This window comes from Peptoniphilus hominis (ex Hitch et al. 2025), from assembly GCF_040096015.1.
Lineage (GTDB): Bacteria > Bacillota > Clostridia > Tissierellales > Peptoniphilaceae > Peptoniphilus_A > Peptoniphilus_A hominis.
Map to the genome: position 1 here is coordinate 1 of NZ_JBBMFO010000028.1, position 12,090 is coordinate 12,090.

At 32.3% G+C, this 12,090-nt stretch carries 12 protein-coding genes; 10 read left to right on the top strand and 2 right to left on the bottom strand.

Annotation, left to right across the window (positions count from 1 at the left end):
- The 5 genes from WMO19_RS08065 to WMO19_RS08085 form a co-directional block, all read left to right on the top strand.
- Positions 1–2,007 (top strand): YPDG domain-containing protein (locus WMO19_RS08065; RefSeq protein WP_349171258.1); only part of this gene is annotated, 2,007 nt, incomplete at its 5' end.
- Between the two features lie 532 nt (positions 2,008–2,539).
- The gene (locus WMO19_RS08070; protein ID WP_349171260.1) at positions 2,540–3,085 is read left to right on the top strand and encodes a hypothetical protein; all 546 of its coding nucleotides are present in this window, start codon (positions 2,540–2,542) and stop codon (positions 3,083–3,085) included.
- Positions 3,086–3,166: 81 nt separating this feature from the next.
- Positions 3,167–3,364: a hypothetical protein gene (locus WMO19_RS08075; RefSeq protein WP_349171261.1), complete on the top strand. Its 198-nt coding sequence runs from the start codon at positions 3,167–3,169 to the stop codon at positions 3,362–3,364.
- Between the two features lie 341 nt (positions 3,365–3,705).
- Positions 3,706–4,428 carry a hypothetical protein gene (locus WMO19_RS08080; protein WP_349171262.1) on the top strand — a complete coding sequence of 241 codons (723 nt, stop codon included), beginning with the start codon at positions 3,706–3,708 and terminating at the stop codon, positions 4,426–4,428.
- A gap of 19 nt (positions 4,429–4,447) precedes the next feature.
- Positions 4,448–5,236, top strand: coding sequence for an HAD family hydrolase (locus WMO19_RS08085; protein ID WP_349171264.1), 789 nt, complete (start codon positions 4,448–4,450; stop codon positions 5,234–5,236).
- Between the two features lie 377 nt (positions 5,237–5,613).
- Here the strand turns inward: WMO19_RS08085 and WMO19_RS08090 are convergent, their stop codons facing one another.
- On the bottom strand, positions 5,614–6,744 hold the full coding sequence (locus WMO19_RS08090) for a ribonuclease H-like domain-containing protein (RefSeq protein WP_349171266.1): 1,131 nt from the start codon (positions 6,742–6,744) through the stop codon (positions 5,614–5,616).
- Between the two features lie 141 nt (positions 6,745–6,885).
- Between WMO19_RS08090 and WMO19_RS08095 the strand changes: the two genes are divergently transcribed.
- The 4 genes from WMO19_RS08095 to WMO19_RS08110 are packed head-to-tail and all read left to right on the top strand — an operon-like array spanning position 6,886 to position 10,620.
- Positions 6,886–8,031 (top strand): cysteine desulfurase family protein, encoded by a 1,146-nt coding sequence (locus WMO19_RS08095; RefSeq protein WP_349171291.1) that lies wholly within the window; start codon positions 6,886–6,888, stop codon positions 8,029–8,031.
- Between the two features lie 8 nt (positions 8,032–8,039).
- Entirely contained in the window at positions 8,040–9,221 is a 1,182-nt protein-coding gene (gene thiI, locus WMO19_RS08100) for a tRNA uracil 4-sulfurtransferase ThiI (RefSeq protein WP_349171268.1), read from the top strand.
- Positions 9,211–9,783, top strand: a complete 573-nt coding sequence (locus WMO19_RS08105; RefSeq protein WP_349171270.1) for a LemA family protein — start codon at positions 9,211–9,213, stop codon at positions 9,781–9,783. Before thiI ends, WMO19_RS08105 begins: the two co-directional genes overlap by 11 nt.
- Positions 9,784–9,792: 9 nt before the next feature.
- Positions 9,793–10,620, top strand: coding sequence for a TPM domain-containing protein (locus WMO19_RS08110; RefSeq protein ID WP_349171272.1), 828 nt, complete (start codon positions 9,793–9,795; stop codon positions 10,618–10,620).
- Here the strand turns inward: WMO19_RS08110 and WMO19_RS08115 are convergent.
- A complete protein-coding gene (locus WMO19_RS08115; RefSeq protein WP_349171273.1) occupies positions 10,617–11,327 on the bottom strand; it encodes a heparan-alpha-glucosaminide N-acetyltransferase in 711 nt (236 codons plus the stop codon). The genes WMO19_RS08110 and WMO19_RS08115 overlap by 4 nt on opposite strands.
- 214 nt (positions 11,328–11,541) lie before the next feature.
- On the opposite strand from WMO19_RS08115, the gene WMO19_RS08120 reads away from it, so the two are divergent.
- On the top strand, positions 11,542–12,081 hold the full coding sequence (locus tag WMO19_RS08120; RefSeq protein WP_316719785.1) for a helix-turn-helix domain-containing protein: 540 nt from the start codon (positions 11,542–11,544) through the stop codon (positions 12,079–12,081).
- Positions 12,082–12,090 lie beyond the last annotated feature (9 nt).

Sequence of the window (12,090 nt, forward strand, 5' to 3'; positions counted from 1 at the left end):
CCAGGAAAATTAAAAGTAACATTTGATGATAACTCAACAATAGAAGTAGAAAATCAAATGCTATATGTATATGAAAATGGCGCTCAAAAACCAGAAGATCCAAACAAACCAGTACCAACAGACTCAGCGACAGTAACATTCACAAAAGATGACAACTCAATCAAAGCAGAGGGTTGGGACACAGTAAAACCAATAATCGTAAAGAAAGGTACAGCAGTACCAGCAGAAAAATTCCCTAATGCAGAAGCAAAAGAAGGATACAAGAGCGTAACATGGACACCAGCAAAAGACACAGTAGTAAACGCTGATCAAACATTCAAGGCAAGTGCAACACAAGATGTACCTACTACTAAAAACGCTGAAGATTACGATCCACACTATACTGGTAAATCTGGAAGACCTGGCGAAACAGTTCAAGTACCAGCACCAACATTTACTAAAAAAGGTGTTACTGGAAATGTACCAGCACCAAGTGATGGGGCTAAGGAAACAACATTTGCTAAGAATGATAATACTCAAACAAATGTAACTGTTGATCCTAATACAGGTGCTATCACAGTTGTTATTCCACAAGATGCACCAGTTGGAAGCGAAATAACTATTCCTGTTGATGTAACTTATCCAGATGGTTCAAATGAAACTGTTGATGTTAAAGTGACTGTTGTAGAAGATAAGACTAGCGTTAAATATCCTGATACAAAAGTTGAAAAGGGTAAAACAGAAACTGTAACTCCAAATGTTACTGATAATGATGGTAAACCAGTTCCTGAAAATAAGGTTGGAACTCCAACTGTAACTAATACTAATGATTTACCAGGTGGAGTAACTGTTACTCCTAAGAACAATGGTAAAGTTGATATTACAGTACCTGATGGTTACGATGGACCTAAAGACTTTACTGTAAAGGTAACTGTACCAGTTGATGGTAAAGATGTTGAATCTGAAATAAAGGTAACTGTTAAGGATAAAACGACTCCTACACCACAAGGACCTAGTGTAACTTATCCTGACACTCCTATTGACAAGGGAGATACTAAGACTGTAACTCCTACTATCAAGGACAAGGATGGAAATCCAACAGCACCTGATAAAACTCCTAAAGTTGGTCAACCAGGCAATGGTGTAGTTGTTACTCCACATCCAGATGGTTCTATTACAGTAACTATACCTGAAAATTATGACGGACCAAGCACAATTGTTATTCCAGTTGTAGTAACAGTTGGTGGTGAAGAAATTCACACTACACTTACTATTCGTGTAAGAGATAATAAACCTGTAATTGACAATGATATTCCAGAGTTAAAGATTCACGAATATACTCCAACTTATCCTGTATTTGCATCTGTTGACAAGAAGGTAGTTGATAAAGAAGTTATTAACTCTCACGATCAATATATCTTCGGATATCCAGATGATACTATTAGACCTGATGGGGATATGACAAGAGCTGAAGCAATTGCAGTAGTTGCAAGACTTCAAAAGCTTGATTTAAGCGATAAGTCTTCTAAGATTTATAAAGACACTAAGGCAGATATGTGGTACAACGGTGCTATCAACGCTGCATTTAGAGAAGGTTATTTATTAGAAAAAGAAGGCGAAAATGTTAGACCTAATGACAAGGTCACTAGAGCAGAACTTGCTGAGTTAATTAGTCATATTGACAAGAAAAACAATGCTATTGCTCCATTTGATGATGTGAAAGGTCACAAGTTTGAAGCTGCAATTAACCAAGCTTATGGCAATGAAAGAATTAAGGGTTATCCAGATGGAACATTCAAACCAGACAATTTTATAACAAGAGCAGAAGTTGCAACAATGTTAAATAAATTGTATGACAGATACCCTGACAAGAATTTTATTGATGCAAACCAAAATCTAGTTCACAATTACAAAGATATGTCTTATAAGGGACATTGGGGTTATTATGAACTTGTTGAAGCTTACCATAGCCACACTTATCTAAGATTAAAGGATAATATGGAAGAATGGAAAGTTATAATCAAATAAGATTGATTTGCTAGGAAAAAGGACTCGTAATTGAGTCCTTTTTTTGATGGGAAGATATTTGTAGTTTAATATAATTTTTCTTATGACATAAGCTATATTTAAAGTTAAGGTTAATTGTGTTTATATATTTTTTGTGAATCTAAAAAACATAATATTATAGGGTATATATTGAATAGACAAAGAATTTTTTATTAGAAAAATTAAGATGAATTTTTTTAATTTTAATGTATTTATATAATTAGAAGATTATCTGAATAAAAATCTTACATATAATTAGTGGAAAAAAATTTTTAAATTTCTAAGTTTATCTTTAGTTTAGGTTACTTAAGTAAAAAAACTGTAAAAATTTTTTGGAATTTAAAAATATGTGAATTTATTTGGTATATTCTCAATAGGAATATTAGTAAAAGTAAAATTTAATGTGAGGTGGTTTTATGACTTAGTTATTATTTGGTAAATATAGAATTTTCAATTTTATATTTGGATTTATTAAGACAGAATATTGTAATGTTATTTTAATAGGAGGACTTGTATGAATAACAAAGAAAATAATAAAAATAATCGTAAGGTAACTGATAAAAATATTAAAGAAGTTACAAATAAAGATAATAATAAAATGATAGAGAATGTTAATTCTTTAAAATATGAGGTTTTTAAAGATAATATATTCAGTGAAAAAGGTTTAAATAAATATATTAAACATATTACAAACGATACTGAAATTAGAGAAGAGATGATTAGTATATTATCAAAAGAAAATTGTAATGAGCATAACCTAGATTTAATTAAATTAAGCGAAAAAAAATTAGAAGCTAAACACAAATATGATGGTTTGAATGGGATTTTATTTTCAATGATTTTGTTCTTAGGAGGTTATGTTTTAGATAACTTTTTAAAAGATAGTTCTGAAGTGTCTAAATTAATTTGTTTGATGTTAGCAGAGATAATTTTAATTGTAATAGAAGCTATTAATATAAAAAATTCATTAAAAAAACCTGAAGAAAAGAGAGCGGAGGCATATTTTTGGCTAGAAATTGAGATGGAAAAAAGAATAAAAGATTCAAAAGATTCAAAATAATAAATTACTACTAAGTAATGAATTGGCAAAGCATTAACATTGATTACAAATTTTATAGAATAAAAAACAGAGGAGCTTATTATGTCAAAGTCAGAAGAGTTAAATATAAAAGTGAACAAAAGATTGCCTCTTTATAAAGAAGAGTATTATGGGGATTTAATAGATGTTTCAAAAATGTCTATTGATGATCTAAATGCTTTGTTAGATGATGGGTTTAGAGATATTGAGGAAGGCAATTATCAAACTGTTGACGAAGCTTTTAAGAGTATTTTTGATTAATTATGTTTGATTAAGGACGAAAAAGCAAAGGAAAAATATAATTTACGTTTTATTAAGGACGCAAAAACAAACGCAAAATCTTACGTTTGTTTTTGTATATAATTATCTCAGCAGGTTTTGGAAAGAATAAAGTTTTAAATTTGTTAAATGATTTGATGGATAAGGGTTATGTCATTAAAAGTGGGAAAGGAAGAGGCACAAAGTATTCTTTGAAATAATGGTGCTTTTAGAGACTTCATATTAATTATTGATGAACTGGTTAATTTTTAATATGCCTAATATAAGGAAACCATTTAGAATATGATTTATATAGGGTGTAGGGTTAGAAGGAGGTAAGTTTTATGTTAATATTTATGCCACTATATATTTTACAAGTATTCCTTTTATGTATAATGATTAAGTTTTTAGTTACCGACTTAATAGATAATAAGGATAAAAATAAGAATTATGAGCTTGAAAGTGTGCATTACTCATATTTTAAATCACTTTTTGACGAGTTCAACAATGGCGATAAGGATTGTAAGGAGATAAGGACACAAAAAATAGACTTTTTAAAAACTGTTTTTTCTGAAAATTTAAGTCATGCAAGACATATTGAAGTTGAAAGGATGACATTTAATAGTATTTATACTGTTCTTATTGCTGGTATTTTTGCATTTGTTAATACAAGTGATAATTCATGTGTTAATGATTGTATTTTAAATCATTTAGTATTATTTTTTGGTTTTATTACAGGGTTCATTTTATTTTGTATTTCTATAAGATGGAAGGATGTTTATAATAGGCAGCTGTTTTATGCTAAAGTTTCTTATATTTATCTAAAGGATATGATTTTTTCAGAAGGACAATTTTTGGGAATTAATGAGTTTGATGAATATTTAAAAGAAGAGTCTATACTTTTTAATAATGAGAGGATATTTAGTTTATATTGTTTTAAACCTGCACATATAACAAAGGTCATACCAAGGCATAGGCGTAAGTTGTATTTAAAAACTTATCAGTATTTTTTAATTCTTGATATAATAATAGGAATGATAATTTTATGTGTATTTTTATATATTTAGTTTATATAGTGGAGTTAATATGATTAAATTAGTTGTTAGTGATTTGGATAACACTTTATTAGATAAGGATAATAAAATTAATGATCAGACTTTGATTTTATTAAAGAAATGTTTGTCAAAGGGTGTTTTTATTGTTTTGGGGACAGGTAGGCTTTATCAGTCCGCCAAAATTTATAAAGATATGATAGGAGAAGATATTTATATTATTTGCTATAATGGTTCTCTAATTGTTGACAATAAAGATAGAATTGTTTTTTCAAAAAATTTAGACGTTGGTCTTATGAAAAAAATTGTAGATTTTTGTAAATTGAAAAATTTATATTGTCAATTTTATGAAGATGGTAAAATACTTGTTGAACAAGTTACTGATGAAACTCGTATAGACCCAGACCTTAAAAATGTAAAGGCAATTGAGGCAATAGATTTTGATTTATATGATTTTAAACCTTCGCCAAAGGCAATGATTGTGGTGGATCCTAATTTGCTTGGTGTTTATCAAGAAGAATTGAGAGATTTTTTGGATGATGAAGTTTATATTGCACAATCACAAAATTATTTAATTGAAATTATGCCAAAAGAGGTTGATAAGGGTAAGTCTTTAGAATACTTATGTCATAAGTTGAATATAAAGCCTTCTGAAGTTATGGCTATTGGCGATAATACAAATGATAGGGAAATGCTTAATTTTTCAAGTTATTCTATTGCCGTTGCCAATGCGGTTGACGATCTAAAGGACGCTGCTTTTTATGTGTGCGAAAATGAAAGATCTTTGGGTGTCGCAGAGGCTTTAAATAAATTTGTTTTATAATAGTAATTTTAAGTTTTTGTAATTCTTTTTATAAATTTTTCTAAAATAAAAAGGCTCTATAATATCTGTTGGGGAGTAAATCTCTAACAAATATTATAGAGCCTTAATTCATATTTTATTAAGGAGGCAAAAAGCAAAAGCAAAGACAGAATTTTATCTGTGTCTTTTCAATTTTTTTAGTTGTAGGTTATTGAATATACAAAAAATTAATGGTATTATATATCTAAATGAGGACACCGTTATTACCCACAGGGCACAAGTAGCGGTCGACTTAAGTTTGAAATATAAAAATACCACCTAAGGCGATACAGGTGGGTTTTCACATTTTAACTACTTTTTATCTTATCACCTGCAAAAACTATGCAGGTGGTATTTTTTTATTGTCCTAATTCTTTTTCTATAATTTTTCTCATTAGTTCCACTTGGTTTTTGTATAGGTGGTTTTTGTAGTAGAGGATTTGGATTTGGGCTGGGCTTTTTATTTTGCTGGGGTTTGTCAGGTTAAAGTCCAAGTCTTTTTTCTTTATATAGTAGCAAGTGTTTTTGTGGTCATAAAGGGCGTCCTCTGTATTTATTTTTAAGGAAAATTTTTTATCTTCTTCTTTAATTTTTACTGATTCATAATTTTTTGTTGATTCAGAAAAATTTTCTGATTGATAATTTTTTAGAGATTCATAATTTTTTGCTGATTCAGAAAAAATTTCTGATCCGTAATTTTTTAGGTATTGGTAAAAATTTTCTGACTGGCAATTTTTTTCTTCTGCCTTATTTTTTTCTTCTTCTCCAAATTTTTCTTCTTCCTCAAGTCCACTTATCTCAATTGTGTATAATTCACTGTTGGAGAAATAGTCGGATCCGTAATTTGTGACGCCAGATATTTCAAGCTTGTTATCCAAAAGTTTTATGTCTTTTATAAAAAATGTGAAGTCTAAAACTTTTAGGGAGAGATTTTTTTCAAGCTCTTCTTTTATTTTTGCGTCAAGTAATGTTAAGTTTTCCAGGTTCATAAAATTATAAGCTAAAATTTTTTCTATTGCTGCCTTATCGCCCTCTAGGTAATTTTTAAAAAGGGTCTTTATTTTTATGCCCTGGTATTCTTTTTGGTCCTTTAAATTTTCCAAACCAATAAATTTTTCTAGAAGATTTTTATTGGAGTGTGATTCTAAATTAAAGATGAAGTTGTATTTTTTTGTCACTTCTTGCAAGTCTATTAGATTAAAATCTAAATCTTTGTTAAAGTAAAATTTTACTTTTTCTTTTATAAAGGGAAGGTCGAAGGTCTTGCCGGAGTAAGTTATAAATTCTTTTCCTTGAAGGATAGGCATAACTTCTTCCAACAAATTTTTTTCCTCTTTTAAATTTTCTAGGTAAAAAGTTTTTAGGATGTCTCTATTTTTTTCCACAAGGCTCACTACAATAATTGAATCTATTTCTCTTGATAAGCCTGATGTTTCGATTTTTAAATAATTTTCCCTAGCTCTTTTGATTTTTCTTTCCAATTTTTTCATCCTATCACCACTTCAAGTATATCATTAAAAGTTTTATAAATTTAAAAATTTTCGCCCAAACTTCAATCTAAATAGAGATAGAAGGACACTTCGTCTTATAGTATAATATATTAGAAAGAATTTATGATAGAAGGAAGATATATGATTTATTTAGATAATTGTGCGACGACAAAACCTGATAGGGAAGTTGTTGATGTCATGATGAAGGCTCTCACAGATGATTTTGCCAACCCTTCATCTCTTCACAGCTTTGGCTTAAGGGTGGAAAAGGAAATTGAAGAGGCAAGGAAAAATGCTGCCGCCCTTATTGGTGCTCAGGCAGATGAAATTTATTTTACCTCTGGCGGAACAGAGAGCAACAACATTGCAGTTCACGGTGCCATTTTAAAAAACAAGAGAAAGGGCAAGAAGATCATCACTTCTGCCATTGAACACGCATCTATTGACGACCAATTTAAGCATTATAAAGAGCTTGGCTATGAAGTTTGTTATCTTGATGTTGACGAGACTGGCGCTGTTGATGTGGAAAAGTTCAAAAAGGAAGTAAATGATGACACTATTTTAGTTTCTTTAATTTATGTTCACAACGAGCTTGGGACTGTCAATAAGGCCAAGGAACTTTTTGAAATTGCCAAGGCAAAAAACAAGGATATACTATGTCATGTTGATGGAGTTCAAGCTGTGGGGAAAATTCCTGTCAATGTTAAGGACTTAGGCTGCGACACTTTTTCTTTTTCTTCCCACAAAATTTATGGACCAAAGGGCATGGGCGCCCTCTACAAGAAAAGGGACTTAAACATTGAGAGTCTTGTTATCGGTGGAGGTCAAGAGAAGGGACTAAGATCTGGTACGGAAAATGTTCCGGGCATACTTGGCTTTGGCAAGGCGTGCCAGCTTACAAAAAGAGATTTAGACAAAAGGCTTGACCACGCCAAGGAAATCAAGGCATATCTTTTAAAGAAACTGGAAGAAAATTTAGAGGACTACAAGATAAACACTCCAGAAAATGCCACAGATTTTATTGTTTCTCTTTCAATTTTAGATATAAGGGCAGAGGTCCTTCTCCACTACTTGGAGGGCGATGAGATTTATATTTCCACTGCATCTGCCTGCACATCTAATGGTACTCACAAGTCCACAACCTTAAAGGCAATAGGGCTTGCCGACAAGTACGCTGAAGGCACAATAAGAATTTGCACTTCCAAGGACACTACAAAAGAGGACATAGATGTTTTCGTGGAAAAACTTGTGAAGTATGTAGGTGAAATCAGAAAGATAATGAGATAGGTGATAGAATGAAAAAAGTTATGGCACTCTCCCTTGGAGAGCTTGTCCTAAAGGGTAAAAATAGGTATAAATTTGTAAATAAACTTATTTCCACTATTAAGAGAAATCTTAGAAATATCGACCATGGAAAAATATATCAAAACATGGGCAAGGTCTATGTGGAAGTGGTGACAGACAACGAAGAGAAGATGATAAACAGGCTAAAGCACGTCTTTGGTATTGTCTACATTGCGCCCTGCTATGTTGTGGAAACTGACAAGGAAAAGATTGAAGAGGCTGTTATAAAAATTGTAGATGAAACTTTGAAGAAAAATCCATCCTACAAAACTTTTAAGGTAAAGACCAACAGGGGCGACAAGTCCTTTCCACTTAATTCCATGGAAATCTCTGCAAAAATTGGTGGCGTTATCTTAAAAAACTTCGACCTAAAGGTTGATGTTCACGAGCCAGACTTTTTTGTTTACTGCGATTTGAAAAAGGATACCTATATTTATGTAGATAAGATTAAGGCACACGGTGGACTTCCATCTGGCACAAATGGCAGGGGACTTCTTCTTCTTTCAGGAGGGATTGATTCTCCAGTTGCAGGATTTTTAATGGCAAAGAGGGGAGTCCTTGTGGACTGCTTGCACTTCCATTCCTATCCTTTCACATCTGAAAGGGGAGAAGAAAAGGTCAAAAAACTTGCAGAGGACATTTCAAGTTTTTCTGGCGAGCTTACTTTTTATTCTGTAAATATTTTGGACATTCAAAAGGAAATCAACATAAATTGCCCAGAAGATGAGATGACTATTATCTCTCGCAGGTTTATGATGAGGATAGCAGATAAAATTGCAAGGGACAATGGCTACGACTGCATCATCACTGGCGAAAACCTTGGACAAGTTGCCTCACAAACTATTGACGGCTTGAAGGTTACCAATGATATTACAGACAAACTCGTCTTTAGACCACTAATTGGCATGGACAAGGTAAATATTATTGATATTGCCAAGGACATTGATACTTATGAGACATCAATTCTTCCCTTTGAAGATTGCTGCACAATATTTTTGCCAAAACATCCACTCTTGACGCCAAGTGTAGAAGGAATAGAAAAGTCAGAAGAGCCATTAGACTGTGAAAGTCTTGTAGATGATGCTATAAGTAAGATGAAAATAAGTAAGATAGGAGGAGACTATGAAGAATAAAAACAGAGGTGCCGTTGGGATTATTGCAGTAATAGCTGTTGTAGTTGTACTTGCAATTTTCTTTGGCGGACAATGGAACAAATTAGTTAAACTAGATGAAGATGTGAATGGTGCTTGGGCACAAGTCCAAAACCAAGTTAAGAGGCGTGCAGATTTAATTCCAAACATTGTGGAAACTGTTAAGGGATATGCTAGCCACGAAAAGGAAACTTTCACTGAAATTACTAAGGCTCGTGCAGGTGTTAACGAAGCATCTACACCTAAGGAACTTGCAGAAGCTAATGACAACTTGACAGAAGCTATTCAAAAACTTAATGTTGTTGTTGAAAATTATCCTGAATTAAAGGCAAATGAAAATTTCTTAGACCTACAAGCCCAACTTGAAGGCACAGAAAATAGAATTGCAACGGAAAGAATGAGATACAACGAAACAGTTAAGACTTACAATCAAAAAGTTAGAAGGTTCCCAACAAATATTATTGCGAAAATTTTAGGCTTTGGACCAAGAGATTATTTTGAAGTTTCAGAAAAGGACAATCAAGTACCAGAAGTTAAATTTTAGGTGATTAAAATGAAAAAATTGTTAGCTACAATTTTATTTGCCATCACCCTGGTCTTTAATGTCTATGCCTTTGACAAGGGCGAAATGTCCTACAATGTCTATGACGAGACTAACACTTTAAGCCAAGAGTCCATTGATTATCTCAACAAGACCACTTATGATCTTAAAAAGAAAACTGGTGGAGAAATTGCCGTTGTAATTGTTAAAGACTTGGAAGGATATTCACTGGAAGAGTATGGAACAAGGATTTTTAACGAAATAAAAATTGGCGAAAGGGGCAAGGACAATGGTGTCCTCATGCTTGTGGCACTTTTAGACGAAGACAACAGATTTGTGAGAATCGAGACGGGTTATGGATCTGAAGGCTTTATACCTGATGCCTATGCCTCAAGAATTATAAGGGCAATGGGAAAAGTTGTCTCTGAAAATGAAGGTGACAGGCCCTTTGAAAAGGCAATCCTCGAAGGCTATGCTCAGCTGATAAAATTATATGAAGATGAATATGGAGTGGACATTGTGGCAAGAGAGCCACAGGAAGAAATAGATTATTCATATGATGAAGGTGAAGGTAATCTATTTATATCAATTTTTCCTATATTGAGAATAATTTTAATTCTTTTTATAATTTCACTTATTTTTAGAAATAAAAATGATGGTGGCGGAAGAGGATCTGGCGGCAGAAGAAGACGCCCAGTAATTTTCTGGGGACCTGGAAGCTTTGGCGGTGGATACGGAGGCTTCGGCGGATCATCAGGCGGTGGCTTTGGTGGTGGAGGCTTTGGCGGCTTCGGCGGCGGAGGATCCTCTGGTGGCGGTGGCGCCAGCGGAAGATTTTAATTAAAAGAGAAGATTAGAGAAAAAACTCCAATTAAAATAATTTGATGGAGAAAATATATTAAAAGAGAATGCCTACCCATGACGCAAATAAAGTTGTGGGAGGCTTCTTTTTTTGTAAATTTTACAAAATCAAAGAGGAAGTAGCCCATGTAAAAGAGAAATATCCAAGGAATTATTGGAAAATAATCGCCTGAATAAAAATTTTCACCAGGCAAACCCAGGAAAAATAAATTTAAGCTGTAAAAAGATTTTGGAAGAATTATTTTTCCAAAGAAAATACTTCCATAATATATTTTTTTAAGTGAGACAAATAAAATCGTGTTAATAATAAGTCCGAGCCTTGGATTTATTTTTTTTATGTAATTTTTTAAGAGCATGTGAATTAAGCTTGCTGCCGCAAAAAAGTGAATGATGCCAAAATAAATTGCATCTTCTCTTGAAAAGATGTAGGAGCCAAGGGTTATTAAGATAGAAAGTCCCGTCAAAATCAAAAATTTTTTCTTAAAATTATTGGAAAAATGCGTTGAGTAACCTGAAATCAAAATAAAGGAAATGCAAATATATTGTTGGTAGTAGTAAAAGTCGTGGTTGAAGTTAAAGCCATAAAAATTTTCAAGGTCAAAGAGACCGTGAAAAATTATCATATTTATAATTGTAAAGCCACGCAAAAAATCTATGGCATTGTATCTTTTTTTTATAGTATCCATGTAACACCTCTGGAAAAATTATAACACAAATTGGAAAAGGGCAGGCAAAAGGAAATTTATAAGTGAGAAAATAAAAAATAATTTGGGTAAATTATATTTAACAAAAAATTTACTTTATTAAATAGCCCAAATCTATTGACATTAATATCTTTAACAATTATACTCTAATGAGTTTAATAATTTAAGTAATTTGTTTAATATTATAGGTGATGGAATGGATATTGGAAATAAAATAAGAGATATGAGAATTGAAAAAGGTCTTACCCAAGAAGAACTGGCTGACAGGTCAGAACTCACTAAGGGCTTTATTTCACAAATCGAAAGAGACTTAACATCACCATCTGTTGATTCTCTTTTGGATATTTTGGAAGCCCTAGGGACAGACCCTTCACACTTCTTTAAAAGAGAAGAAAATGAAAAAATTACTTTTAAAGATGAAGATTTTTTTGAAAGTGAAAATGAAGAGCTTGGCTATGTACTTGATTGGGTTGTGCCCAACGCACAAAAAAATCAAATGGAGCCTATGCGAATAAAAATTTTGCCTGGTGGCCAGTCTAAAGAGATTCCTCCCTACGAGGGGGAAGAGTTTGGCTATGTCATAAGGGGAAGTGTGACTCTCATTTATGGCAATGAACAATACAAGATTAGGAAGGGCGAAAGTTTTTATTTTAAGGCAAATAGCCCTCACTATTTAAAGAATGATGGCAAGCTTGAAACTGAGATTTTGTGGATTTCGTCTCCACCAAATTTTTAGGCGGTGAAT

Coding starts and splice junctions, on each gene's coding strand:
- WMO19_RS08070 (WP_349171260.1), top strand. CDS start 2,540: ATGAATAACAAAGAAAATAATAAAAATAATCGTAAGGTAACTGATAAA.
- WMO19_RS08075 (WP_349171261.1), top strand. CDS start 3,167: ATGTCAAAGTCAGAAGAGTTAAATATAAAAGTGAACAAAAGATTGCCT.
- WMO19_RS08080 (WP_349171262.1), top strand. CDS start 3,706: ATGTTAATATTTATGCCACTATATATTTTACAAGTATTCCTTTTATGT.
- WMO19_RS08085 (WP_349171264.1), top strand. CDS start 4,448: ATGATTAAATTAGTTGTTAGTGATTTGGATAACACTTTATTAGATAAG.
- WMO19_RS08090 (WP_349171266.1), bottom strand. CDS start 6,744: ATGAAAAAATTGGAAAGAAAAATCAAAAGAGCTAGGGAAAATTATTTA.
- WMO19_RS08095 (WP_349171291.1), top strand. CDS start 6,886: ATGATTTATTTAGATAATTGTGCGACGACAAAACCTGATAGGGAAGTT.
- thiI (WP_349171268.1), top strand. CDS start 8,040: ATGAAAAAAGTTATGGCACTCTCCCTTGGAGAGCTTGTCCTAAAGGGT.
- WMO19_RS08105 (WP_349171270.1), top strand. CDS start 9,211: ATGAAGAATAAAAACAGAGGTGCCGTTGGGATTATTGCAGTAATAGCT.
- WMO19_RS08110 (WP_349171272.1), top strand. CDS start 9,793: ATGAAAAAATTGTTAGCTACAATTTTATTTGCCATCACCCTGGTCTTT.
- WMO19_RS08115 (WP_349171273.1), bottom strand. CDS start 11,327: ATGGATACTATAAAAAAAAGATACAATGCCATAGATTTTTTGCGTGGC.
- WMO19_RS08120 (WP_316719785.1), top strand. CDS start 11,542: ATGGATATTGGAAATAAAATAAGAGATATGAGAATTGAAAAAGGTCTT.